Origin of the sequence: Nostoc sp. NZL, assembly GCF_015714705.1 — a bacterium.
Lineage (GTDB): Bacteria > Cyanobacteriota > Cyanobacteriia > Cyanobacteriales > Nostocaceae > Nostoc > Nostoc foliaceum_A.
Genome location: NZ_WBKL01000015.1, coordinates 1 through 25,391 on the forward strand (window position 1 = coordinate 1; position 25,391 = coordinate 25,391).

Annotated in this window: 29 protein-coding genes and 4 pseudogenes; 16 read left to right on the forward strand and 17 right to left on the reverse strand. The window is 41.5% G+C overall.

The window, feature by feature from the left end:
* The 12 genes and pseudogenes from F8R90_RS01825 to F8R90_RS01870 all read left to right on the forward strand — a co-directional run.
* Positions 1-126 (forward strand): transposase (locus F8R90_RS01825; protein WP_196509064.1); only part of this gene is annotated, 126 nt, incomplete at its 5' end.
* A 166-nt stretch (positions 127-292) separates the two neighbouring features.
* On the forward strand, positions 293-763 hold the full coding sequence (locus tag F8R90_RS33640) for a PhnD/SsuA/transferrin family substrate-binding protein (RefSeq protein ID WP_331000581.1): 471 nt from the start codon (positions 293-295) through the stop codon (positions 761-763).
* Positions 763-1,344 carry an ABC transporter substrate-binding protein gene (locus F8R90_RS33645; RefSeq protein ID WP_331000585.1) on the forward strand — a complete coding sequence of 194 codons (582 nt, stop codon included), beginning with the start codon at positions 763-765 and terminating at the stop codon, positions 1,342-1,344. The genes F8R90_RS33640 and F8R90_RS33645 overlap by 1 nt, the downstream gene beginning before the upstream one ends.
* A gap of 90 nt (positions 1,345-1,434) precedes the next feature.
* Positions 1,435-2,088, forward strand: coding sequence for a thioredoxin family protein (locus F8R90_RS01835; RefSeq protein ID WP_196509066.1), 654 nt, complete (start codon positions 1,435-1,437; stop codon positions 2,086-2,088).
* A 183-nt stretch (positions 2,089-2,271) separates the two neighbouring features.
* Complete coding sequence (locus F8R90_RS01840; RefSeq protein WP_196509068.1) at positions 2,272-3,075, forward strand: nucleotidyltransferase domain-containing protein; 804 nt, start codon at positions 2,272-2,274, stop codon at positions 3,073-3,075.
* 55 nt (positions 3,076-3,130) lie between these two features.
* Positions 3,131-3,319: a hypothetical protein gene (locus F8R90_RS01845; protein WP_230966038.1), complete on the forward strand. Its 189-nt coding sequence runs from the start codon at positions 3,131-3,133 to the stop codon at positions 3,317-3,319.
* 95 nt (positions 3,320-3,414) lie between these two features.
* Positions 3,415-3,774, forward strand: coding sequence for a DOPA 4,5-dioxygenase family protein (locus F8R90_RS01850; protein ID WP_196509070.1), 360 nt, complete (start codon positions 3,415-3,417; stop codon positions 3,772-3,774).
* Between the two features lie 221 nt (positions 3,775-3,995).
* Positions 3,996-5,051, forward strand: a complete 1,056-nt coding sequence (locus tag F8R90_RS01855; RefSeq protein WP_196509073.1) for a sulfonate ABC transporter substrate-binding protein — start codon at positions 3,996-3,998, stop codon at positions 5,049-5,051.
* 96 nt (positions 5,052-5,147) lie between these two features.
* A pseudogene (locus F8R90_RS01860) lies at positions 5,148-5,417 on the forward strand (FAD-binding protein); the annotation flags it as partial.
* A gap of 23 nt (positions 5,418-5,440) precedes the next feature.
* The gene (locus F8R90_RS33650; protein ID WP_331000586.1) at positions 5,441-6,007 is read left to right on the forward strand and encodes a HEAT repeat domain-containing protein; all 567 of its coding nucleotides are present in this window, start codon (positions 5,441-5,443) and stop codon (positions 6,005-6,007) included.
* Between the two features lie 17 nt (positions 6,008-6,024).
* Positions 6,025-6,288: an iron-sulfur cluster assembly protein gene (locus F8R90_RS32590; protein ID WP_230966048.1), complete on the forward strand. Its 264-nt coding sequence runs from the start codon at positions 6,025-6,027 to the stop codon at positions 6,286-6,288.
* Positions 6,289-6,311: 23 nt separating this feature from the next.
* Complete coding sequence (locus F8R90_RS01870) at positions 6,312-7,043, forward strand: Mrp/NBP35 family ATP-binding protein (RefSeq protein WP_331000582.1); 732 nt, start codon at positions 6,312-6,314, stop codon at positions 7,041-7,043.
* Between the two features lie 32 nt (positions 7,044-7,075).
* Here the strand turns inward: F8R90_RS01870 and F8R90_RS01875 are convergent, their stop codons facing one another.
* The 11 genes and pseudogenes from F8R90_RS01875 to F8R90_RS01920 all read right to left on the reverse strand — a co-directional run bounded on the left by F8R90_RS01875 (position 7,076) and on the right by F8R90_RS01920 (position 15,413).
* Positions 7,076-8,152, reverse strand: coding sequence for a TauD/TfdA dioxygenase family protein (locus F8R90_RS01875; RefSeq protein ID WP_230966040.1), 1,077 nt, complete (start codon positions 8,150-8,152; stop codon positions 7,076-7,078).
* 109 nt (positions 8,153-8,261) lie between these two features.
* Positions 8,262-8,693 (reverse strand): pentapeptide repeat-containing protein, encoded by a 432-nt coding sequence (locus tag F8R90_RS01880; RefSeq protein ID WP_230966041.1) that lies wholly within the window; start codon positions 8,691-8,693, stop codon positions 8,262-8,264.
* The gene (locus tag F8R90_RS32595; RefSeq protein ID WP_230966042.1) at positions 8,684-8,881 is read right to left on the reverse strand and encodes a hypothetical protein; all 198 of its coding nucleotides are present in this window, start codon (positions 8,879-8,881) and stop codon (positions 8,684-8,686) included. The genes F8R90_RS01880 and F8R90_RS32595 overlap by 10 nt, the downstream gene beginning before the upstream one ends.
* A gap of 200 nt (positions 8,882-9,081) precedes the next feature.
* Entirely contained in the window at positions 9,082-9,387 is a 306-nt protein-coding gene (locus tag F8R90_RS01885; protein ID WP_196509075.1) for a hypothetical protein, read from the reverse strand.
* 35 nt (positions 9,388-9,422) lie between these two features.
* The gene (locus tag F8R90_RS01890; protein ID WP_196509077.1) at positions 9,423-10,097 is read right to left on the reverse strand and encodes a cadmium resistance transporter; all 675 of its coding nucleotides are present in this window, start codon (positions 10,095-10,097) and stop codon (positions 9,423-9,425) included.
* 206 nt (positions 10,098-10,303) lie between these two features.
* Positions 10,304-10,937, reverse strand: a pseudogene (locus F8R90_RS01895) (IS66 family transposase); the annotation flags it as partial.
* Positions 10,907-11,442, reverse strand: a pseudogene (locus tag F8R90_RS01900) (HAD hydrolase-like protein). The pseudogenes F8R90_RS01895 and F8R90_RS01900, both read right to left, overlap by 31 nt.
* A gap of 176 nt (positions 11,443-11,618) precedes the next feature.
* The gene (locus tag F8R90_RS01905) at positions 11,619-12,536 is read right to left on the reverse strand and encodes a DMT family transporter (protein WP_331000584.1); all 918 of its coding nucleotides are present in this window, start codon (positions 12,534-12,536) and stop codon (positions 11,619-11,621) included.
* A 275-nt stretch (positions 12,537-12,811) separates the two neighbouring features.
* Entirely contained in the window at positions 12,812-13,726 is a 915-nt protein-coding gene (locus F8R90_RS01910) for a TauD/TfdA dioxygenase family protein (protein WP_196509079.1), read from the reverse strand.
* A gap of 73 nt (positions 13,727-13,799) precedes the next feature.
* Positions 13,800-14,693, reverse strand: a complete 894-nt coding sequence (locus F8R90_RS01915; RefSeq protein ID WP_196509081.1) for a CmcJ/NvfI family oxidoreductase — start codon at positions 14,691-14,693, stop codon at positions 13,800-13,802.
* A gap of 48 nt (positions 14,694-14,741) precedes the next feature.
* A complete protein-coding gene (locus F8R90_RS01920; protein WP_196509083.1) occupies positions 14,742-15,413 on the reverse strand; it encodes a glutathione S-transferase family protein in 672 nt (223 codons plus the stop codon).
* 266 nt (positions 15,414-15,679) lie between these two features.
* On the opposite strand from F8R90_RS01920, the gene F8R90_RS01925 reads away from it, so the two are divergent.
* The 3 genes from F8R90_RS01925 to F8R90_RS01935 all read left to right on the forward strand — a co-directional run bounded on the left by F8R90_RS01925 (position 15,680) and on the right by F8R90_RS01935 (position 17,416).
* Positions 15,680-16,429 (forward strand): maleate cis-trans isomerase family protein, encoded by a 750-nt coding sequence (locus F8R90_RS01925; RefSeq protein WP_196509086.1) that lies wholly within the window; start codon positions 15,680-15,682, stop codon positions 16,427-16,429.
* A 62-nt stretch (positions 16,430-16,491) separates the two neighbouring features.
* On the forward strand, positions 16,492-17,130 hold the full coding sequence (locus F8R90_RS01930) for an HAD family hydrolase (RefSeq protein ID WP_269141718.1): 639 nt from the start codon (positions 16,492-16,494) through the stop codon (positions 17,128-17,130).
* A gap of 55 nt (positions 17,131-17,185) precedes the next feature.
* The gene (locus F8R90_RS01935; RefSeq protein WP_230966045.1) at positions 17,186-17,416 is read left to right on the forward strand and encodes a hypothetical protein; all 231 of its coding nucleotides are present in this window, start codon (positions 17,186-17,188) and stop codon (positions 17,414-17,416) included.
* A 79-nt stretch (positions 17,417-17,495) separates the two neighbouring features.
* Here the strand turns inward: F8R90_RS01935 and F8R90_RS01940 are convergent, their stop codons facing one another.
* The 5 genes from F8R90_RS01940 to F8R90_RS01960 form a co-directional block, all read right to left on the reverse strand.
* The gene (locus F8R90_RS01940) at positions 17,496-18,764 is read right to left on the reverse strand and encodes an MFS transporter (protein WP_196509090.1); all 1,269 of its coding nucleotides are present in this window, start codon (positions 18,762-18,764) and stop codon (positions 17,496-17,498) included.
* A gap of 180 nt (positions 18,765-18,944) precedes the next feature.
* A complete protein-coding gene (locus tag F8R90_RS01945; RefSeq protein ID WP_196509092.1) occupies positions 18,945-20,558 on the reverse strand; it encodes an FAD-dependent oxidoreductase in 1,614 nt (537 codons plus the stop codon).
* A gap of 78 nt (positions 20,559-20,636) precedes the next feature.
* Entirely contained in the window at positions 20,637-21,683 is a 1,047-nt protein-coding gene (locus tag F8R90_RS01950; RefSeq protein WP_196509094.1) for an ABC transporter substrate-binding protein, read from the reverse strand.
* A gap of 77 nt (positions 21,684-21,760) precedes the next feature.
* Positions 21,761-22,159 carry a 4Fe-4S dicluster domain-containing protein gene (locus tag F8R90_RS01955; protein ID WP_196509096.1) on the reverse strand — a complete coding sequence of 133 codons (399 nt, stop codon included), beginning with the start codon at positions 22,157-22,159 and terminating at the stop codon, positions 21,761-21,763.
* Entirely contained in the window at positions 22,156-23,784 is a 1,629-nt protein-coding gene (locus tag F8R90_RS01960) for an FAD-dependent oxidoreductase (RefSeq protein ID WP_196509099.1), read from the reverse strand. The genes F8R90_RS01955 and F8R90_RS01960 overlap by 4 nt, the downstream gene beginning before the upstream one ends.
* A 578-nt stretch (positions 23,785-24,362) precedes the next feature.
* On the opposite strand from F8R90_RS01960, the gene F8R90_RS01965 reads away from it, so the two are divergent.
* On the forward strand, positions 24,363-24,935 hold the full coding sequence (locus F8R90_RS01965; protein WP_230966046.1) for a class I SAM-dependent methyltransferase: 573 nt from the start codon (positions 24,363-24,365) through the stop codon (positions 24,933-24,935).
* A gap of 189 nt (positions 24,936-25,124) precedes the next feature.
* On the opposite strand, the pseudogene F8R90_RS01970 reads toward F8R90_RS01965, so the two are convergent.
* Positions 25,125-25,391: pseudogene (locus F8R90_RS01970) on the reverse strand (ISKra4 family transposase); the annotation flags it as partial.

Consider the following 25,391-nt stretch of genomic DNA (forward strand, 5'->3'; position numbering starts at 1 on the left):
GGTACTGTAGAAGGAATTAATAATAAACTCAAGTTAATTAAAAGACTTGGGTATGGCTTTCGTAATTTTAGCAATTTTCGATTACGCAGTTTATTAAACTGGCACTTTTCTATTAATTCTCCATAAAAGTAACGGATGAACCTAAAAAAATAAATCTTTTTCATCCTTTATTTTCAGATTTTATCGTGATTAGCTCTCTGAAAAATGAGGAGTAAGGGATCACTTTTATTTGCATTTAAGCCACAGAAAAATTTTAACCATTTCCATCAAAGTGATAGCGAACCAAAATTTCATGAAATTTTCATCTAAAGTATTTCCAAAAATTAACCTATTTCAAAGATTTTCATTTTTGTTAGTGCCTGGATTATTGACTATTTCGACAACTTTAATTAGCTGCTCAGTCGAAACTCCAACTACAGAAAATAAATCAAATGGCTTTACAACAAAAACTCTCCGCATTGGATATCAAAGTGCTGGAGACCTCATTAAACTGAGAGGGGGAATAGAAAAACGTCTACAACCCTTGGGTGTTTCTGTGGCATGGGCACAATTTGCAGCAGGGCCACAATTAATGGAAGCGATGAATGTAGGTAGAGTTGATATTGGCTCTGTCGGAGAGACTCCCCCTATATTTGCCCAAGCGGCTGGTACATCTTTAGTTTATATTGCTAATCGTAGCCCTGGCACAGGTGAAGGCAGTGGTATCGTAGTTCAAAAAAATTCACCAATTAAGAGCGTAGCTGACCTTAAGGGGAAAAAATAATTTTTCAAAAAGGTTCAGCGTCCCATTACTTACTAGTTAAAGCTTTAGAAGAAGTCGATTTAAAATATAGTGATGTTCAAGCTCTGAGTATGCCCCCATCTGAAGCGCGTGGTGCTTTTATTCAAGGGCAAATTGATGCTTGGGTGACATGGGACCCTCATTTAGCTTTAGCACAGAAAACTGCAAATGCCAGAGTTTTGAGAAATGCTGGGGGTATCGCTACCCAGGGTGGATATTACATGGCTTCACGAAAGTTTTCTACAGAAAATCCAGAATTAGTGCGATTAGTGCTTGAGGAGATAAATAAAGTAGACAAATGGGCTGAACAAAACCAAGCCGAAGTTGTCAAAATAACTACTACTCACCTCAAACTTGATGAGGATATTATCGCAGAAATGGTTAAAAGACGAACTTACGGCTTAAGAGCAATTACTCCAGAAATTATGGCAGGTCAACAGCAAATTGCAGATTTATTTACCAAAGAGAAAGTCATTCCTAAATCCATAGATGTAAAAGAAGCAATGCTTACACCTGAGCAATATGCAGCTATCACACCTAAAAGCATGATTAGTCAGAAATAGGATTTTAGGTAATTCGTAATTCGTAATTACAATGTACAATCAACGTGCCGCTTTTACTGTTGTTTTGAATAATTAAAGGATTTTTATTTTATGGCAAAGACTTTTTCAACAATGTTACCTCTAGGTACTTTAGCGCCGGATTTTTATTTGCCAAATGTAGTGTCAGGTAGAACAATTTCACTCTCTGACTTTGCCAACGAAAAAGCCTTACTAGTAATTTTTTTAAGTCGTCATTGTCCATTCGTGCAGCACATCAAATTTGAATTAGCAAAACTAGGTCAAGATTATATACAAAATACGGATAGAAATCTAGGAATTGTGGCAATTAGTGCTAATAATACTACTACCCATCCTGATGATGCACCGGAATCTTTGAAAGCATTTGCACAAGAGTTAGATTTAGCTTATCCTTTGCTTTTTGACGAAACTCAAGAGGCTGCTAAGAACTTTTTCGCAGCTTGTACTCCTGACTTTTTTCTATTTGATGCTACCGGTAGACTTGTCTATCGAGGACAATTAGATGATAGCCGTCCACAAAGCGAAATACCTGTAACTGGAAAAGACTTGCGGGCTGCAATTGAAACTGTCTTGAGAGGTCGGGCTGTGACTTGGGAACAAAAGCCTAGTATTGGTTGTAATATCAAATGGAAGCCAGGCAATGAACCTGTTTATTATAAGAATTCTGCGTTAGAGAAGCTAACCGTTGGCGTAGCCTCTCGTAGAGAAGGTATCGCAGTTCGATAAGTATAGTTTATTAATCAAAAGACTGCTGTAATTTTAGCCATCTTCAATTACTATGAATAGTTCTGAGTTAAAAGATAATCTACACAAAATAGCACTATAAAAAGTGCGAAATGTCTGAATAGTTATGATTTCACTCAGCACAGGCTAAATTAACGAAATTCAGCAATAATTTGATGGATTACTATGCCCATTCCCGAACCACAAAGAGGCTTTTTAGAGCAGATTGTTTCTCATCTGAAAAAAGACGATCGCTTGTTAGGTGTAGCCATTGGTGGTTCTTATTTGCGGGGGGAAATGGATGAATATTCCGACCTCGATCTGATTATTGTTGTAAATGATGCTTATTATCAACGAATACTGAATGAGCGACAGTTATTCGCCAGTCAATTGGGTTCGCTGCTGGTAGCTTTTACAGGCGAACACGTCGGGGAACCTCGATTGTTGATTTGTTTATATGAAAATCCACTTTTACACGTCGATTTAAAGTTTTTGCTATTACAAGATTTCACAATAGCTCGCATAGAAGATCCTATTGTTCTATGGGAGCAAAAAGATTTACTAACGTTAGCTATAAAAGATAACCCACGATACTATCCACCCCTAGATTTACAGTGGATTGAAGACCGCTTTTGGGTGTGGATACACTACATCGCCGCCAAATTAGGCAGAGGTGAACTTTTTGAAGCTATTGATGCTCTTTCTTTTATTCGTGGACAAGTTCTCGCTCCATTAGCCAAAATTCAGGCTGGAAAACTCTCACGCGGGGTCAGGAATTTGGAAACAGAACTTCCCCATCTGTTACCAGACTTTTGTCAGACTATGTCTATCCAACACGATCATCATGAGATTGCTAAAGCGGTGCAACATAGCATTTACTTGTACCGCCAGTTTCGAGATGCTTTAAAAACACCAGCCTTAATTGTGCATTCTTCAGCAGAAATAGCTTCTACTCAATATCTACAAGCGGTTGTGGATGGTAAGAAATAGTAATTTTCTCTTGCTTTCCAACAAAATTTATCTGAAAATACTGTGCATCGGGGGTGTGAACGCTATTTCAGAATCTTTGCAGCAAGAAGTTTTGAAAGATAACAGCCGCGTCACTATTATCGAGCCTGTTTTAGTAAATACAGAAATCAACAATCATATTACCGACCCCATATCTAAACAGATTAGTGAAGAACGGCGTAAATCAATCAAAGCTTTGGAAAGCGAAGATATTGCAGCTGCGTAGGCGTAGCCCGTCGTAGACATAGCTTATGCTGTGACGCAGCCACCCCATGTTAATGTCAATGAAATCCTCATTCGACCAATTCAGCAAGAACGGTAATGAAAGAAAATAGCATCATCACTGGTTTTCATGCTCATGTCTACTACGATACCGAGACTCGTGAGACTGCTGCTCGTATACGTGAAGAATTAGGAGCTAGATTTGAAGTAAAACTTGGACGTTGGCATGATAAACCCATTGGTCCGCATCCACAAGCAATGTATCAAGTTGCCTTCTCACCAAACCAATTTACGCAAGTCGTCTCCTGGTTAATGCTCAACCGTGAAGGGTTAGATATTCTCGTCCATCCTGAGACGGGTGATGATGTCACAGATCATACAGCACATTCTTTATGGCTAGGAAATAAGCTAGATTTAAACATCGATTTCCTACAACGCATCAAACCCAACGCCTCTTAAAAATCCTCCGCGTACCTCTGCGCTTCCCTTGGCGTACCTTTGCGTTTAAAAACCGCTAAAATTTTATGCGCTAATTCGTCATAACCATAATAGTTTTCCTTATAGGCATATTTTTTCGGATCTTGCATTTGCAGCTTATCTATGTGAATATTCTATCAGCAAAATACGGTAAATTGCTCAACTTGTCGTAGTATTGATATTGCTTGTAGTTTAATGCATGTATGTTCAGTAAGTATTTACCACATCGACTGATAAAGATTGTTAGCAGCTTTCTTCAGAATTATGAAATATCCAGAATTGGCACATTTGCCTTATTATTTGCAGTCGGATTAAGTTTAACTCTTGCGATCTCGGCTTGTTCTCCCAACAACACAAGTAACTCCGCCGTAACGCAGACAGCAACTCAAGGTGTGGTAGTTCGTATCGGCTATCAAAAAGCGGCTACTATTCTCAACGCTCTCAAGAACCGAGGCAGTTTAGCGCAAACTTTAACTGCTGCTGGTGCTTCAGTGACATGGGCGGAATTTCCCGCAGGTCCACCTATGCTAGAAGCAATGAACGCGGGTAGTATTGACTTTGGCTACACAGGAGAATCACCACCAATATTTGCCCAAGCCGCAGGTACTCCCTTGCTTTATGTTGCTTACAATCCTTGGAGTCCTAAAGCCGAAGCAATTGTTGTACCGAAAAACTCACCAATTAAAACAGTTGCCGACCTTAAGGGGAAAAGAGTAGCCTTTGCTAAAGGGTCAAACACTAACTATCTTGTTGTCAAAGCTATAGAAGCTGCCGAATTAAACTATAGTGACATTCAAGCAGCACATCTGACACCAGCAGATGCCCGTGCAGCATTTGAAGGCGGTAACGTTGATGCTTGGGCAATTTGGGACCCCTACCTAGCAGCAGTTGAACACGATCTAAATGTCAGGATATTAAGAGATGCGACAAATTTAGCACCAAATCGGGGTTACTATCTTGCTCGTCAAGAGTTTGTCAATTCTCACCCAGATTTGTTGAAAACCCTTTTAGATGAAAGCAGCAAAATAGATAAATGGGCAGCAGATAATCCAGAGGAAGTTGCCAAGTTTCTAGAACCAGAATTAGGTATTAAAGCAGCAGCATTGGAAATTGCTGAAAAACGTCGGCAGTATGGTGTTTTACCGCTAACAGATGAAGTAATCACTCAGCAACAAAACATTGCCGATACTTTTCATAAAATCAAGCTAGTTCCCAAGCAAATCCAGGTTAAAGAAATCGTTTGGAACGGTAATTTGTAATTTGTAATTCGTAATTCGTAATTCGTAATTTAGGAAGTTCCATCTCCCTCATCACCGTTATCTCCTTTACTCCTCACTCCCCACTTCTAAAAGCTTATGGAAATCAATACTCAACAGATAAAAACTGATGTACTTGTCATCGGTGGCGGTACGGCCGGGACAATGGCTGGAATTAAAGCCAAACAAGCGAATCCAGATGCAGAGGTGCTGATCTTAGAAAAGGCTAACATCCGACGGAGTGGTGCGATCGCAATGGGTATGGATGGTGTGAATACTGCGGTTATTCCCGGTCATTCCACCCCAGAACAATACGTGCGCGAAATCACCCTTGCTAACGATGGGATTGTCAACCAAAAAGCCGTATATCTGATATTCAATCTTTACCCGACATTTTACCATTTCTAGAATCGAAAAATCCTGAGTTAAGAGAAGCAGCCGTTACGACATTGCGATATATCAATCAACTAGAAAAATGTCCGCAAGCTTTAAATTTAATCTTTGATGAGGAAGTAAGTGTACGTCGTGCTGCTACTTTAACTTTAGAACATTTACAAGATGCAGAAGTGATTACAATACTTTGTCAAGCACTTACAAATGATAGTGACTGGCAAGTTCGCCGGAATGCAGCTAAATCTCTGGCTATTCATGAAAATCGGCAAGCAATTTCAGCATTAGAAATAGCTTTAAATGATGAACACTGGCAAGTGCGGAAATCAACAGCACAAGCTTTGCAAAAAATCCCGGATATTCAAGTTATACCGAGATTAATTCAAGCATTAACAGATGAATATGCAGATGTCCGCAAAGAAGCTGCGATCGCACTTGGAAATTTAGCTCATCCCGACGTTATTAACCCCCTACAACAAGCCTTAGATGACCCTGACAAAGAAGTGTCCATTCAAGCACAACGGGCAATTGAGAAGATTCAAACAGATAAAAAAGTTGTATTGGGTTAAGTGAATTGGCAATAATGATGGAATCAAATGCTAATTTATATCAGCAAGAAGTAGTCCAACTCCTGAAACAGATTATTGAACCTATCTTAAAAAATGATATCGTTAGTTTGGGAATGATACGAAACTTACGCATAGTTGATGATTATATTTACTTGCGTTTATATATCGGTTCTCATCAGCATCACTTAAAGCCAGAGATTGAATCTAAATTATCATCTTTATCTTGGTGTAAAAAAACTTATTTCAAGTTTGTACAATTCCGGGTGTTAAAACAACTCTAGGCATCTCTAGTGGTAAAGGTGGTGTGGGCAAATCCACAACAGCCGTTAATATAGCCGCAGCTTTAAAATTACAAGGTGCAAAAGTAGGACTATTAGATGCTGATGTCTATGGTCCCAATATTCCCCAAATGTTAGGTTTAGGGAAAGCTGATATTCAAGTAATTAATACTCCCACAGGTGATAAGTTTTTACCTCTAGAAGCTCAGGGAATAAAAATAATGTCAGTGGGTTTACTTGCAGAAGCAAATCGTCCTTTAGCATGGCGAGGGCCTGTATTACACAAAATTATCACGCAATTTTTGCAAGATGTGGAATGGGGAGAATTAGATTATTTATTGATAGATTTACCTCCCGGTACAGGTGATGCTCAAATTACAATTATCCAAGAAAGCCCAATTTGTGGAGTTATTTTAGTGACGACTCCTCAACAAGTGGCTATTGCAGATGTACGACGTAATATATATATGTTTCGCCAAGTGGGTGTTCCTGTCCTTGGTATTGTTGAAAATATGAGTTACTTAATCTGCGGTGATTGTGGTTCACGCACACCGATTTTTGGTAGTGGTGGCGGTGAACAACTGGCCGCAGAATTACAAGCGCCTCTGTTGGGACAAATTCCCATTGATTCCCGCATTTGTAGCGGTGGAGATACTGGAAATCCGATCGCAATTAGTGAACAAGCTTCCCCAGCCAGTGAGGTTTTTAGAAAAATTGCGATCGCACTTAATGCAACTTTTAAAAACCAGGCTGCGTAGATATTTCACAGCCTAGTTTAAAACTATCTAGCTTACGCCAGCACTGGTTGGGCTTCTAGTTTCTCAGCTTTCTGCTTGAGGACAGTCGGTAATTCACTGGTTAACGGCTCACCTTCAATCACTTGTGAACGGAAACCATCTGGCCCAACTGGAACATCACCTGTAATGGTAGTGCGATAAAGTACGCGCTCAACTTCTATATGATCCAAATCTTGTGGGGCTAAATGCGAGGTGGCGCGGTTGTCCCAGAATGCGATATCACCATTGTTCCAACGGAAGCGGGTGGTGTAAGCAGGTTTGGTGATTTGATTGAAGAACAACTCAAGTAATAGTTCGCTTTCTTGTGGTGACACTTCCAGAATGTGGGAAGTGAAGCCAGGATTGACGAACAATGCACGTTCACCTGTCTCTGGATGAACCCGCACTACCGGGTGAATGGAAACCAGTGGATTAGCTGCAATGCGCTGGGCGAGTTTGCTATTGCTTGGTATCCGTAACCGAGCATTGAACCGATGTTCTGCTTTTAATGTATCTGCTAACTTCCGTAGAGGTTCTGATAGACCCTCGTAGGCTGCAACTAGATTAGTCCACTGTGTATCACCGCCAATGCTGGGGACATTCACCGCACGTAAAATAGACCCTGCTGGTGGGTTAACAACTGCTGTGACATCGGTATGCCAACGGCTTTCGTAGCTGGAACGGCGCAGTCCATTGCGACGTTCGTAGCGACTGCGGTCAATCGGCAGTATTTGTGAGAAGCCTTCGATTGGCTCATCCTCGTGGGGATGTGCATAGGTCACTTCACCGAAACGAGATGTGAACGCAATCTGTGCAGCATGATCGATGTTCTGGCCGCGAAAGAAAATAACTTTCCACTTCAACCATGCTTGCCGAATTTCGGCAACCGCTTCATCATGCAGAGGACGCGACAAGTCTACGCCACTGATTTCTGCACCGATGAAACCAGCTACCGGTTTGACTTCAATATGCTTGTTGCTCATATAAATCTCCAGGGTTTTACCCAATATATGGCTGTGTTCGCACTCGTTCACTTCCTTGGTGTTGCAATCAAATACCAGCAATATCTCGAAGGAAGCGATCGTAGCCAAAAATATTATACTGTAACTTGATAGATATATCGTAGTTCATTTTGGCAAAAAGATCCCCGATTTTTTCAAAAAATCGGGGATCTGAGCCTTTTAATATTTGCAAATTGAATTACTGATACTGATTCGTGAATCCTGGAGGTACTATTGCACCTTCCAAATCAGCCTCTAGCAAGTTCGCCTCTTGGATGTTGGCATGTGTGAGATTTGTCTTTTGTAAATCTGCCTTTTGTAAGTTTGCTCCTTGTAAATCAGTCCCTGACAGATTTGCCCCCTCTAAATCTGCATCAAATAAGTTTGCCCCTTGCAGATTTGCCCCAGCTATATTTGCTTTGCTTAAATCTACTCCCTGTAAATTAGCTGATGCCAGGTTTGTTCCTTGTAAATTCGCTTTTTCTAATTCTGCTTCTTGTAGGTTTGCACCCGCCAAATTAGCTGCTTGCAGATTTGCCTTGTCTAATTGCGCTCCAACTAGGTTGCATCGAACACATTCATTGGTTGTTAATAGACGCTGAACATTTGCAGCTACAGTATTTACTGGCAATACTGTTGGAGGTATGATAGGGAGGGGGGAGATAGTGTTGGAGTTGATGTGGATTCTGTAGTTACTAGTGGTATTTCTGATTGAGCTAAAGCATAGGGCTGATCAAAAAGAGAAAATACTGTTATAAATGCCAGAAATACAGCAGTTAAAAGCCAAGAAGTTGCTTTTTTCGAGTTTGTTTTTTTCATTGGTTTACTTTCCTTGAATTTAGTATCGGGTTTTGTTTTGTTTAATGTTGATTCTACTTTAATGCTAATTAATCTTCAAAATCAAATACTATTATTTTGCATAGCCATAAACAAAGATGATGATTAGTTTTAGGTTAGTCATGCAAACTATAAATCTGCGATCAAAATTAGTTTTGAAATAAATTATATATTTATATTATTTAAAAAAAATGGTCACTTTTATCAACTTCTAGTCTGTCTCGATTTACCCAACGATTAACGAACTCATTTTTATTTTTCTGCACTTTTACTTGCACTTGCTTAGAGCCTAATTTGACGACTTCGCCAGGAATTCTCTGGGTGTTTTCTGAGTCAGCACGAGCTTTATAAAGCCAGATAACTTTTTGCCCTACGAAATAGTCAGAATTTGCGCTTAAATGTGATGTTACATCTGCCCAAGAGGGAGCAGCAATCGCTAAGTTAGTTAAAAGTATTAAAATCATTAAAGCTATTTTCAAAAATTTCATATGTTTGATTTAAGCTTCTATGTACGACGAATAATTTACTGAAAAAGCATTGCTAGATTAGGTACAAGTTGATAAGTTCCACTTTTAAACATGATGGATAATCCCAAGTATATTAATACAAAGGGAAAGACTTTTCGACCATAGCGAGTCATAACAGAAGCCATGACAGGATTCCGGGTTAGGTTGTAAGAGACAAAGCACCACATTCCAATCGCTAAATAGCAAACACATAAAATGACTGCCAGACTAGGAACGTTACTGCTAGCAAATAGCGGAACATAGATACCGATATTATTTCCACCATTGGCAATGGTAACAGCAGAAACACGATAGGTTTGACGATCTTTTAGCGTTGCTAAGAATGATTTTTTCTGGCGTTTTGGTTTGGCTGAATTAGTAAAGTTAATTGATACATCTTGTAAAGTCTCTTCTTCTTCTTCTCTGCTCATTAGGTGACTAATACCAATTATAATTGGGAGAATTCCTAGCAAACCAATCCATGCTTCTGGGAGAACTAAACCACCAAAAAAGCCAGGAAGGCTAGCCATTACTAATGTAGTGAATCCCATAAATTCACCAATAATAATATGTTTGGGACGAAAGCTATGATTTACTTTACCAAAGAAAGCTGTTAGGTATAAGTTATCATCAAATGTCGTTGCAAAAGCCGCAGATATTGCAATAAATAATGTACCAATTAGCCAAGCCATATTTTTCTCCTCAACGATTTAGCAAAATTCTTTTAGAAGATGGTTGAAGCGATCGCAATTAATTACAAATGTAATTTTGTCCTTCAACGGGTAAGCTTAGTAGCTTATGAACTTAATATTATGGGCTGGCTCGGATAAGAGCAAATACTCTTTTTTGTTGAAATGATAAAATGAAGTTATTGAATAGAAAATGTAAGGATTCAGGTCTAATATTGCGGAAGCAAAGAAGGGCGAGATTGAGAATTAATAGAGTCAGCCAATAGAGATTGAGCAAAAAAATCAATCACAGAGCGACGTTGACGACGGCAAGTCTGCACCACCGTCAGTATGTTGAAACCGCTCCATCGAACGAGAGCCACCACTCACCTTACGTTTTGTCACAGCCAAACGTAGCGAGCGTTCAGCCTGATTGTTATCAGGAGGCACTTCAGGGTTTTCTAGAAAGAACCACCATTGGTTAGCTTTATCTTGCAAAGAACGTAAAAGCTTGCCTGCTGTCGCTCCTGCCAAGTTAATCCATTGAGCAACACAGGATTGCAACTTGGATTGAAATTTAGTAACCCAATCGTTATAACTGTTAGAGTCAATAGTCTCAAACCATTGGGCATAATTTCTAAAAGCTTCATCAATTAAATCAACAAATGTTTCACCAATAACTTGGTTGTGAAGACCGGGAAGTTGAATTAATTTTTTGAAGTGACGGCGTAGATGAGCCAAACATTTCTGTTGTGCCACAGTTTGATAGCCGTTGTAAACACTAAAATCGTCGCTAATAATTACGCCTTGATATTGAGTTCCTAAGATTGCTTCTAATTCCGCTCTAGAACGAGTATCAGCCGCGAGCGATCGCCTACCATAACCACATGAGAAGGTGAAAGCTTTCCTGTGACTAGGATGTGATAAATCAAGTCAGCTTTTACACTCCGCGTGCCGTCAAGTTCACTCCCATAAACCCCCTTGAAAAGTGACGACAAGCCAAAATGTTCAATGATGCGCATAGCATAAATATGTGGTTTAGAAGTCGCAACAAAAATTTTATAACCAGCAAAACGAATAGCATCTAAGGTTTCTGGAATCTGGGGATAAAGGGAGTTTTCAAATAATCCTATTGTGGCGAAGCGACTGCGATAAAGTGAAATGGCCTGTTCTAAAACTGTGTCATCTGAAGTTTTCAGCAGCAGCGAAAAACTTTCTTTGATTGGGGGCCAATACACCAATCTAATTCATTAGCATCGGGTGGTTTATAACCGAGTTCAGATAAAGCAAACTGAATACAGCGAGTAATACCTGGCTTGGGATCTGTCAAAGTCCCATCTAAATCAAACAGAATAGCGTAAGTAGACATAATTCGTAATTCGTAATTCCGAATTCCGAATTAATAACATTTTTAATTACTCTCTGTGCTTCCCCGGAGGGGTACAAGTCGGGAAACCTGCCTACAGAAGTGTCCTCCTCTGCATGAAATCAAAAATTAAATACTTTACAAATTAATCACTAATTAACTCTTATTTTTGAGCAATTTTATGGGCTACGTCTACGTACAAAGCTTTCTCCACTCAACAGTGCAATTCCTAATGTGACAATACCAATCCCCAAGCTTTGAATCAGGTTTAAAGTTTCGCTAATTGTTACCCATGCGACTAATGCTGTTAACGCTGGACTGCTTGCACCGATGATAGAAGCCTTAGTTGCGCCAATCATGCGAATTCCCACATTATTGAATGTGTGTCCTATGAAACTAACTAAACCAGAAAAAATACTGCCAATCCACAGAGGTGTCCAATCAAGTTGGGTGCTGGGAAGTGGCCAGAACAGTAAGCTTACAGCAGAAAACAGTAGGGTACAGGTAAAACTAATCCAGGTGAAGGGAACTGGATGGAATTTTTCTAAACATTTTTGGGCTAGGACTTTATAAAAGGCATAAACAACTCCAGAACCAATGCTGGCGAAAATACCAGTAGTAATGGTGTCACTGCTGTAAGCAGCAGAAGATTGAGGAATTGTGAGTACGCCGCCCCCCAGAATAATCACCATTACTAGCCAACGGAAAAGTGTAGGACGTTCGCCAAAAAACTTCCAAGCAAGCAGCGCCGTAAACACGGGATAAGTAAAAAATAGGGTCATGGCAATTCCAGTAGGAATTAAGCCAATAGCAACGTAGAGTAACGCAATATACACAAACATTAATACTCCACAGCCCAATGCTTGGAGCAAAACATCAGTGCGTTCGCGTAGCGCGCCGGAGGCATCGCGCCTGAATAAGTCTCGGAATTCTTTTCCAGCAGATGGATATAATTTGAATGCTAGAGATGCCATAAGTGGAACCACCAGTAGCATTCGCATGAACATTAGCAATAATGAGTTCTGCAAATCCGGTTTAACGTATCCACCGAGTAGAAATAAACCCAGTACGAGATGTTCTGAAAACAAAACTCGCACAGTAACGTTATGAAACGATAAAACAAAAGCGGATAGAAGAACCGTCAGAATGCCCAATTTGCTAAAAGTTTTCTAAAGGACAACCCGATTGTATTGCTAAAACCACTGTTTTTTCTGGTACTGATTTTTCTGCTGTGTAGCAAATACTGGCTATCTTCGTGTCTTAGCAGTAAAAAAATCTTGAACCACAAAGACGAGGACAGCCGTGTGGTAAGGCAGCCCAGTCTTGGATTGAACGGACTGCCTATACAAAGATAAAAAACGTTTGATCTGTTCTAAACTAAAGCGGGTTCACGTCGGTTATATGCAGAAGAATCTCCCTTGATAGCCTCACTCTGCTTACCATCAATACCAACAGGAATATCACCCACAAGTGTGACTCGTTGAACATGGCGAGGTTGATTACCGTAGTCTGCGATCGCATAATGTTGAGTAGCACGATTATCCCAGAAAGCTACATCGCCAACTTTCCAACGCCACCGGACTGTATTCTCAGGACGTGTGATGTAAGCTTGCAACAATTTTACGATTTCATCCGATTCATTCTGTGATAAACCACGCAGACGGCGCACAAACCCACCAATAAATAACCCACGTTCACCGGATTCAGGATGGACGCGGACAACTGGATGCAGGGTTTCGTATAAAGTCGAGGTGAAAACAGCTCGATGCTTTAAGACTTCTTCTGGTAAGTCAATTGTAGCTGCTGCGTAATTGTAGGCGTTGCTGTGTACTGCCCAGAGTTGGTCAGCAAGATTACGTAGGTGAGTTGGTAAATCTTCGTAGGCAGTCACGGAGTTTGCCCAAATTGTGTCACCTCCTGATGGTGGGATGGCGATCGCCCGCAAAATAGAACCAAGAGGGGGGCGATCTACAAATGTGACATCGGTGTGCCAAGTGTTGGCGCGGCTCACAGTCTTGCCATAATTCAGGTCAAGAACTTCTGGATTTTCTGGCAATGAGGGAACAGTGGGATGGGCTGTGGTGACTTCCCCAAAGCGACGCGCAAAAGCAACTTGTCCTTGAGCGTCAAGGTCCTGCTCTCGGAAGAAAATGACTTTGTGTTTGACTAAAGCTTTACGGATATCGCTGATGATTTCATTGCTGAGGTTGCTGCTCAAGTCAACACCAATGATTTTTGCACCGATACGTCCGGCGATTGGTTTGATGTCAAAGTGTTGGGAAGTCATAATATTTGTATCTCCAAGAGTTAATTAATTTATTTCAAGCAGAGAGTAGGAGTTTGAGACAAGTTTTTGCGATTTATGCGGGGTAAAAGACGAATGTTCGTAATTCAATGCTTTCTCGTGGGGGAGCGTTGGCTGGGCTGGTGGGGTCTTCAAAGGCTGTATGTCCGGCAAAACGCGCATATCCGTCTTCTGTGGAGTCGAAGCATTTAATAAATAGTGCTTCGTCTCTGTGCATTTGCGGCAAGTAGAACCATTTATGTTTGGAATTATACGTGATTCCGTATGTTTCACCGATGTGATCGCGGTACACAAGATCGCCAGCTACAATGTCTGTGGGTGCGATACTCTGCGCGTCACACACTGCTAATGGTGACTCTTGAATTGGTGTTGCGTAGGCGTAGCCCGTCGTAGACATCGCGCGCCAAACATTAATGATGGCAAATCGTTGTTGCAATAGTGACTCAATTTCGTTATCGTCTATCCCTCGCGCTGCTAATTCCAAACTGGCGCGAGTATAGCCAGATTTGGCGGTGAAGTCGTTGTGTACGCGCTTGGCAGGTTCTTTAATATTATTCTCACCTGGCTTTGACTGACTGGCATTACGAAGGGTGTGATCAAATATGACTACCTGAGTTCCACCTGTCACTTTTTTCAACAATTGCTCGGCTTCTGGATAGTAGACGCGGCGTACTTCGTCTTCATCGTAAAAGTTGCGGACATTAGTATTATGTCCAGTAAAGGCGAATCCTTCTCGATCTAACGAGATGTTCTCTGAGATAGAACGAGCATTGTAAATTGGCAGTTTGTGCGTTTGATAAGTTGCATTCGTGCGGGGAAGCCCTGGTGGGGGTTCGTAAGTATAGTTAACAGGTTTTTCTGCCATTGGAACCAGGTAACTGAGGTTAGCCTCTACGTATGGCAGTTCTGCGGAAATTGGTTTGTCTAGAACTTGGTTATTTAAGCTCATAGGTTATCCCATTTTGGATTTTGGTTAATTTGTGTCAATCCCTATGCCCTATTTTTGAACTGCACCAACGGGAACAGGTTCACCAAGAACTTTGGCGAATCTTTGCAAATAGAAGTCCACAGGGTTTGCTACTGCTTGAATTGACTGGCGATCGCGTACCAGATTCCACCATGTCTGCAAACGAGGTGTTTCTGCTGGTAATGTGAATTTGCGGAAGTGTTCTAAGAGTGGTAAACGTTCAAACCAAGGATAGAAGCTGATATCAACAAGGCTAAACTGATCTCCTAACAAGTAATCACCTTTGCCTAATCCTTCTTGTTCAATATATAGAAGTGCTTCTGTGAACTCTCTTCGTCCTTGTTCCTGTTCTTGGCTATCTTTACCGCGCAGCAATTTATTAAAAGCTGGGACAAGGCGAGTATTGGCGTAGTCTATCCAGATGCGAGCGATCGCTTTATTTGCGGGATCGCGGGGTAACAAAGGTGGCTCCAGGAAGACTTCATCTAGATATTCATTGATAATAACGGACTCGTAAATTTCAACATCCCCATGTTTGATAGCTGGGACTTTGCCATAGTGGGAAATCTGTGTGTACCCATCTGGTTTGTTCTGTAAGTCAATTTCTATGGGGGTAAAGTCAATACCTTTTTCTAGTAAGACTACACGAGTCCGTTGAGAGAAAGTAGAGGCTTTGGCGAAGTACAGTTGTATGTTGCTCATCAAATTTTTTCCTTGTAATTATCGTGGATGCAGACTATTTGAGATTGCACAACTCCAACTAAAGCAATAAGACAGAAGCGAGATGTGTTATTAGTGCAGTTAAATAATTGACTGGCAGGTATCTACGTCAGTTAGATGGTATATTACAGTTTATCGGTCGATTTAGCGTATTTTATATACTATACAGTCTTTATGAAAATATGGATACCTAATTATTAGTGTAGCTAAATATCTAGACATAATCAGGCTTTTCAAAAAGAGGTCTCATGTACTCGAAAGCTAACTCTAATAGGCAGATCCGTCTTGGCTTGCTAGTACCCGCAGGTAACACCACGTTTGAGCCTGACTTTCACTCTGCTTTTTCCAGTCAAGTCAGTATTCATAGCCATCGTGTGATTGCTCAACGCTCACACGCATCTGAGAGCTATGAATCAATGGATGACATCAATGAAGAAGCTGTTAAGGAAGTAGAAAAATTAGCCAGAGCCGGGGTACATTTTGGAGCATACGGCTTCACAACAGCAACATTTTACCGAGGGCGAGTTTTTGCCGAACAACTACAACAACGTTTGACACAGGTGCTAGGAGTACCTGTTGTTGTCCCTGCTCTGGCTCTATTAAAAGCGTTGGCATATCTAAAAATCAAGAAAATTTCTGTAGTCACCCCTTATCCAAAATGGAATAACCAAACGCTAAAAACGTTTTTGAGTGAAGCGCTTTTTGAAATAGTGGGGTTTAAAGGTGATGAACGCTCAACAGAAGTAGCAAAAAAGAATTACCTTTGGCATCAGTCACCCGATGAAGTTGCAGCTTTTATTAAAGAGGTATCTCACAAAGGTGCAGATGCTATTGTGTTGCCCTGTACCGCATGGAGAACATTTGAGGTGATCGAGCAATTAGAGGATGATTTGAATATTCCTGTAGTTACAGCAAACCAAGCCACAATATGGAGTTTAGCAAGACGTGCTTCTATTGAATCTGCACTTCGTCCGAGAGGAAAACTGTTTGCTATTTAGTCAAAAACAAGGAACGCACTAATGCAAAATCTGATAAATCCACATTTGATTAATAACAATACATGCAAGTGCAAACAGAACTAATTATTTTCGACTGTGACGGAGTGTTGGTAGACAGCGAGACATTGGGTAATCGTATTCTTGTTGAATTTGTCGCCGAGTTTGGCCTGATATTGAAACTTGAAGAAGCCATTTTGTTATTTAAAGGTTGCAAAATGGCTGATTGTCTTGCTGTCATTGAGCAAAGACTGGGGAAAAAGATGCCACAAGATTTTGTGACTCAACTTCGTACCCGTACTGCTAAGGCATTTGAGCGTGAACTGCTTCCTGTTCAAGGAATAGAGACGGCTTTAGATAAAATAAATTTACCTATTTGTGTTGCTTCCAGTAGCCCAATTGAAAAAATTAAGTTAGCACTGCGTGTGACTAATTTATTGCCACGATTTGAAGGGCGTATTTTTAGCTCCTATGAAATTGGTAGTTGGAAACCTGCACCTGATTTATTTTTATATGCAGCTAAAAACTTGGGAGTTAACGCTCCCTTTTGTACTGTTGTAGAAGATAGTATTTTGGGTGTACGTGCAGGTATTGCTGCTGGTATGAAAGTTTTAGGTTACAGCAGTCAAAGTGAAGCTATTCAACTCGAAAAATGTGGAGCGCGTGTTTTTTACTCTATGGATCAACTGCCTGATTTACTTTGATTTATAGTCAGCAGTGTTTATCGATTAAATCATAAAAATATGAACTTTAAAGCTAATGACGTTAGGAACATTCTTGCAAAGCTCAAAATGTATTCAAGTAAGAGATAAAGTACTGATTTTACGTCCTACTTATGTAGCCGGAAAATATGGGGTAGTTTGTGGTCGAGAGTCAAACTCAAATAATCAAGCAAGCCAACGCTGGTTGATTCAAGTAGAGGATGTGGATTCGTCTAATATTGTAGTGTCGTTGATTTTAGGTGAGTTTATCTTGATTAATTTAGAATGAGTTTAAAAGAGCGATATCTACGGTGGTCACGTAGAGCAGTACGAGCTACGCTTACGCATTGGTAAATATAAAATTGAAGTTAATTACTTGCCACTTGCTTCGTATCCAAGTGAATTAACTTTGTCATTTGGGGCAATTGTTGCATGAATAGCACCGAACCCAGAATACAAACGACACCACCCGAAATCAGTGTATTCGGAGCCTTCAAATAATGTGCCAGAGTTCCTGCTACTAAGTTACCGAAAGGAGCCATACCCATAAAGCACATGGCATAGAAGCTCATTACTCTACCCCGTTTGCTATCTTCAACAATAAATTGCAGCACTGTGTTACTAGCAGCTACCTGAAGCGTAGAACTCCAGCCCACCAAAACCAAAGCTAACTGAGAAATCCAAAAGACTTGAGAAACAGAGAAAAAGATAAAGCCAATCCCCATGATGGCTGGACAGAAGGCTATGAGTTTCTCTAAACCTACTATGTTTTGCCGAAAGCTGAGGTAAACACAGGCAAACACCGATCCCATTGCGGCTGCGGCTGTTAAAAAGCCTAATGTTTCTGCTCCTCCCTGTAGAACTTCAACTGCAAAGATGGGTAGAAGTGTTGTGTATGACATACCTACTAAACTAGCTACTGCCAGTAATAGGAGGATAGAACGCACAGGCAGGAAATGATAGGCATATTGAAACCCTTCTTTCAACTTCTGCCAAGTATTACTCGTCTGTATTTCTACTGTCCGGGGTGTAATCACCATTGCTGAGATTGCCCAGATAGCTACAAGATAGCTGAGACTATCGTAAAGAAAGCAGAATCCTGCACCAAACTGAGCGATAAAAATGCCACCCAATGCAGGGCCAATCAGACGCGCACCATTGAGGAAGGCTGCATTCAGAGCGATCGCATTTCCCATCAGTTCACGGCTAACCATATCACTAACAAATGCTTGACGTACAGGTACATCTAAACCCTTCAGAAAGCCTAACAACGCACTCAGAGTCAGCAATGTCCAAAAATTTGCCCAACCCAAAAATGTGATGGCTGTCAGAGTTACAGACATAGAAATACCTATAACCTGAAATAGTAGCAACAGGCGATGTCGGTCATAGCGATCGGCTAAAATGCCTGAAATTGGAGCAAGTACAAATACTGGCAATTGTCCAAAAAATCCTGCAAACCCCAACAGTAAAGCCGAATCAGTCAATTGATAAATCAGCCAGAGAATCGCTACTTGTGTCATGAAGTTCCCTGTCATAGACAAGGCTTGTCCAGCAAAGTAAAGGCGATAATTACGCGATCTAAGGGCAGGTAAATCAAGATTCAAATTGAATCTAAATTTCTGTAATAATTTCATGAACAAGCTCTAAAACTTCTCTGGAAAATTTGAGGATGGGGCATGGAGTAATTTGTAATTGAGAAATTCCTAAGTATGCGATCAAGTTTAAATCCATGTGTAGATAAGTTTGTAGTAAGGGCTTCAGCCCTTTTCAGCACTAAAGTGCTTACTACAAACCATCAATCAAATCTCCAAAAATCACACTGTCACTAATTCCCGATTTGCAACTACTGACTCAGGTTTGACCCAAATCTTATCTAACCCACCACTCAACAATCGATATTGTTGGTTGGGGTCTTGTTGCGGGTAATCCTCGCGTTTGTGCATTCCTCTAGTTTCCTGACGTTGTAAACCACTGTTGTACATCCAACGGGCTGTAGCAACCATCGCCGCCGCTTCGCGCGATCGCACAATTTGGCTATCATCTAGTGTTTGGCTATTGCGGATTTCTTGCCAGAGGTCATCCAGTCTATCCAGGGATGCACTTAAACCTGTAGCAGTGCGGAAGAGGTTGCGATCGCAGGGGAAAACTTCAGCTTGAGTTGTGGCGATCGCTTCATCTGGTGAGAATCTATTATTACCTTCACCATGCAATCCAGCTTCGCCAACTCCCTGCACACTGGGCTGGGTTACTTGCTCTCCCAAACTTAGCGCATAGCTAGCAGCAGATTGTCCAGACCAATAGCCAGAAGACATTGCCCAGGCTGCATTGTGACTACCACCGCCTGTAAAGCCACCACAGATTAACTCTCTAGTAGCCGCATCTCCCGCCGCATAGAGTCCACTAACTGAAGTAGCGCAGGTGTGGTCTGCGATCCGAATCCCACCAGTACCGCGTACAGTGCCTTCCAAGCGTAAAGTTATCGGGAATCGTTGAGTAAAGGGGTCAATCCCAGCGCGATCGAAAACGATAAAGAAGTTAGGCTGAGACGATCGCATCCAGGCTTTTGTCTCTTCATCCATATTTTGATCCAGACGCGCATAAACTGGCTGATTTAGCAATGTTTTAGCAATCACAGAACGACCGCGCTTAGAACCCGCACCTTCAATTACAGTGCCATCTTCATAAGTAAAAGATGCCCAATCGTAATAACGAGTCTTGGTGACAGAAGAAAAACTAGGGGAAATTGCATAGGCGTTGGAAAACTCCATACCAGAGAAATCTGCACCAGCCTCGGCTGCCATCAATAGACCATCCCCTGTGAGGACATTACAACCGAGAGCCTTACTCAAGAAAGCACAGCCCCCTGTAGCAATCACAACTGCTCCGGCTCGGACTGTCCAACGTTCCCCAGTTTGGCGATTGATACCCTTAGCCCCGGCTACAATGCCTTCTGTATCCACAAGCAACTCTAAAGCCGGACTGTGGTCTAAAATTTTCACCCCTGCTTGCTTAATCTTTTTCCGCATGAAACGCATATAATCCGGCCCTTGTAAAGAGCGACGGATAACTTGTCCATTAGCATCAACGCTAAAAGGATAGCCCTGATCTGCGAGGGAGTTAATGTTGTCATAGGTGCGATCTAATACCCTAGTCATCCAGTGGCGGTCTGCCAGAAAGCCTCCCATAGCTTCCCGACTTGCCATTGCCGCTTCCCGTTGCTCTGGATCTGGTGGAACATACCATACACCATTTCCGGCAGATGCGGCTGCACCACTTGTACCGCAGTAACCTTTGTCTACTAAAACGACTTTTGCTCCATTATTTGCTGCACTCCATGCTGCCCAAGTACCAGATGGGCCACCTCCAATAATTAATACATCGGTGACTAAATCTAGGTTAGAAGCATCTTGATGGATATGACTATTCATGAAATTTACTCCTTATAGAATTAAGAAAAGGGGAAGGGCGGAGCTTCCCCCAAAATGCGAGGGTAATTGTGAAAACTTTTATGGGTTGGGAATTTGCCAATCTTTGATATCAAAATCTGACTTCAACAATTTTTGGTCAGCGAGAAACTGCTTTGTTGAATTTAGGAGTTTCAACCCTTCCGGTGTAAAAGGTTCAGTAGGATACAGGTTTAGTGGATAGGATTCTTTAGCGATCGCCAACGGCACATTCCCACTTGCCACAGCCGCAAACTGATAAAATTCCTCTGGATTAGCTTTGATTTCCTGCAACGCTTGTCGTCTAATTTGATTCCACTTTTGCGGTAATTCTGGGTGTCGAGAGAGGACATTTTCCGTCACGACACTTACTCCTGTGCCAACTAATCCCTGATGATCTTTGGCTTGATCAATTGCTGAAAATCCTTGAGAAACTAACGTTGGCCCAGCCCCCATAGCAAATGGATAAGCTGAAATATCTCCCCTCTCTAAAGCAGGTTTGGCATCAGCAGAAGGGATTTGCACTACACTCACATCTTTGGTCAGTCCCTCTTTTTCCAGCAAACCCATCAGATATCGATGCGGATAAGTGCCTTTAGCAACTCCTATCTTCGTACCTTTGAGTTGTGATACTAAACGAGGGCCGTTTTTCTTGGTAAGTAACCAGGTATTCTGACCAACCCTTGTCTGATTAATCAATTTAGTTGGCAGACCTGCGGCTTTACCAACTAGAGCTGGGGTATCTCCATACAAACCCATATCTAATTGACCACTAACTAAGGCTTCGTTAAGTGCAGGTCCTCCTGCAAAGGGAATAAATTTCACTTCCGTCACACCCAGGCTTTTGAGCGCAGGAGTCAACGTCCCCTTTTGCAATGCCCACCCCTCCGGTCCGATTGGCAACTTGCTTTCCGAACTGATGAAACCAACTCGCAAAACCAGGGTTTTCACCTCTGCCGAATTTGCTCCAATATTTGATGAAGCTACTGCTGAGTTATTGGACTGGCTTTGTTGCGAAGTACAACTGGTAAGACTCGATAAAAGCGCAACAGTTGCAACTGTTGCTAAAAGTCGATGCAGAATACTATACTCAATTACTTGGGAACTCATAGATAGAGACTAGGGACTAAGAACTTCTCAATTACAAATTACGAATTACGTAGCTTGCTTCTCGCCTTTGGCGAGTATTACGAATTAGTTTGCTGCGTTCCCCAAGGAAGAATTCTGCCTTGTGCATCTGTAGCGAGATTACTGTTACTTTGCATAACTGGGTAATAGTAGGCAGACTTCTCTGTTTTAGCCGCAGGTGTGCGTCCCTTTCCCCAGCCGATGTTTTTCCGATAACTGCCAAGTAACCCAGATGCTACCAAAGTCTCTTCATCCACAGTGACTGATTCATCAGCGTTAGGATCAACATACAGTGCATCTACAGGACAGTAGAGTTCGCACATATAACAAGTTTGACAATCACTCTGGCGGGCAATTTTGGGCGCATGTCCCGGTACTGCATCAAAAACATTGGTAGGACAGGCAGTGACGCAAAGATTACACTTAATGCAGCGAGATTCACTTACTAATTCAATCATCGTGCTACTAACTCCCTATTCACTACTTCCTGGTCAGGCTTTGCCCAGACTGTATCTAGACCACCACTAATTAACCGATATTGCTGATTGGCATCTTGCTGGGGAAAATCCTGGTGCTTGTGCATTCCACGAGTTTCTTTTCTAAATTGTGCTGAAGTATACATCCAACGTGCCGTAGCTACCATTGCCGCTGCTTCTCTAGCTGGTAATGCTTGGCTGTCTGTTGGGGCAGCACTATGGCGGATTTCTCGCCACAAACCATGCAACCTTTGCAGGGAATCGCTCAAGCCTTGTTCAGTACGGAAGAGATTGCGATCGTAAGGTAATACTTCGGCTTGGGTGGCGCGAATAATTTCTTGAGGATCAAAAGTGCAGCTACTTTCAGAACTAACTGCCGCCTGTCCAATTGAATGTACTTGTCTTTGGTTTGCCTTTGCTCCCAATTGACGAGCATATTCAGCCGCCGCTTGTCCTGACCAATAGCCAGAAGACATTGCCCAAGCAGCGTTATAACTACCACCACCTGTAAATCCACCACAAATTAATTCCCGTGTGGCTGCATCTCCAGCCGCATAGAGTCCTGGTACTGAGGTTGCACAAGAATTATCCACAATCCGAATGCCGCCAGTACCTCGTACTGTGCCTTCCAAACGCAAAGTTACTGGGAAGCGTTGGGTGAATGGGTCAATTCCTCTGCGGTCAAATGGTAAAAAGAAATTGTGCTGAATGGTTCGCATCCAAACCCGTACTTCTTCTGGGGTGTTATGCAGGCTACAGTATACAGGCTGAGTCAGCAATGTTTTGGCAATTACAGAGCGTCCCCGTTGAGAACCAGCACCTTCAATTACTGTGCCATCTTCGTAAGTAAATGTTGCCCAACGATAGAAAGCTCCTTTAGTTACAGAAGCAAAGGCAGGAGTGAGAGCATAGGCATTAGAAAATTCCATGCCTGACATTTGCGCCCCAGCTTCGGCTGCCATTAAATAACCATCTCCAGTCAGGACATTGCAACCAAGGGCTTTACTCAAGAAAGCACAACCACCAGTAGCAATAACTACTGCTCCGGCTCTTACTGTCCAACGTCCACCCGCTTGACGACGTATTCCCTTTGCTCCAGCTACTGCTCCTTCTTTATCTACCAGTAATTCCAGAGCAGGACTATGGTCAAGAATATGCACTCCGGCTTTCTTGACTTGCTTACGCATTAGACGCATATATTCTGCGCCTTGCTGGAGGGAACGATAGTAAGGTTGTCCTTGTTGGTCAGAGGGAAAGGGATAACCCCAGTTACCTAACTCATACAGATTTGCATGAGTTCGATCTAGAACTCGCTCCATCCAAGAACGCTCTCCTAAAAACCCTCCTAGAGCTTCCCGACTAGCCATAGCTGTTTCTCGTTGGTCTGGGTTTGCTACGTACCATACACTAGTTCCACCAGAGGCAGTTGCTCCACTAGAGCCACAATAGCCTTTGTCTACCAAAACAACCCGAACTCCACCAGCAGCCGCATTGTAAGCAGCCCAAGCACCAGCCGGGCCTCCTCCAATAACCAAGACATCGGCTTCTAACTCTAGATCAGAGCTACTGGTAGATGATTGATCAGACGCTAATAGATTGGCGCTCACTAGCTCTCACTCCTTCATTCCATAAAATAGCAATATTTTTTAAGATCACAGACATCACTAGGCAGAATACATCTGTGCATAATTTTTAGAAGACCTGAAATACTTATTTGTAAGGTAATACAGACATTTTTTCGATAAAATACTAATCATCGACTGATTTAGCGGTGATTAACTTAGCAGTATTGCACGGCAATAAATAAAATTCAAGACCTTAGCGACTAAAATATATGTTTATCTAAATTTATTTATTACAAATATTTAGAATAGCTAAATATTTGTAAGCAATATTTATTACAATAACTAAGTAGTTTTACGAGATAACATTCAAGCATTTTGTTGATATTGCCTCGGATTTGAAAGTCCCGGTTTTGGGACTTTATGGAGGACAGAATACAGTAGAACAGATATGCGTAGGTATAGGCCGACTGAACCATATTGGTCTATATTGGCTTGAGAAAGCCTGGCGCAGTGTACAACCTTATCTAAATTCGTAGCGAATAAACTTTAGCTAACTTTGCGTTCCTCTGCGTTTAAATTTAAACCTTCAGTCTTTTCAGTCTTCCATACCCATATGAGATATGAAAAAGTCCAACTACTATGACTATATTGCACAAATCTATGACCAAACACGCTGGCTAACAGAATCAGTCGCAGAGGAAGTTGCCGACTTTATTCTTGAGCTTACTTGTGCAACACCTGAGACTTCTTTCTTAGAACCAGGTGTTGGCACAGGGTTGAATGTTATTCCTCTTGTCAAACGGGGTTATTCTGTGACAGGAATTGATGCTTCTCAAAAAATGCTTGATCAGTTCCGTCAAAAATTAAATGCCACTCCTGTGAATTTGAACCTGATTCACGGTGATGCTTCACAATTACCTTTTCCAGACAACAGTTTTGATGTTGTATTAACTGTTCATATGATCCATACTGTCTCTGATTGGAGAGTATTTTTAGACAATATTGATCGAGTACTAAATCCTAGAGGCTTTTATCTCAATTGTCAGTGGATTACCCCACCAGCGAGAAGAGAATTTGAAGGCTATTTTCAAGATATACTGTCTAAATATAAAATAGCCAAGCAAGAATCCCAAAGTATTGATACAGTAATACACAAGATAGATGTAGAAGGATATTTACAAGCAAAAGGTTAGATCTCAAATTATTTAATAGCTAGGGAATGGACAGTTAGCAATACGGTTGAGGAGCTACTAAGTTTTTTGAAAGCGCGAGCCTACGGTTTATGTTGGCAAGTATCAGATGAGACATTTCATCAAGTAATGAATGAATTTGAAGAATTTTGTATCAGACATTATGGGAGCATCCACTTTTGGCAGAAAGACTTAAATAGTTAACAAACCATTGAGATAAGCACAACGAATAGAGAGGATGTGATTAACACTATCAACATTCCACTGTGCGCCAGAAATTTTAATTCTCGCACCAATTTGTTTAATAGCAGATTCAACTGCTCCAGAACCAATAGAACAAAGTTGTTCAGCCTGGTAATAGGCATAGTTGACAATACGAGAGCGATGTTTTTCAAGATAAGCAATGAAGTTCTTCGCCTGTTTACCTCGGCAATGAAGAAATAAAGCTTGAGTATTATC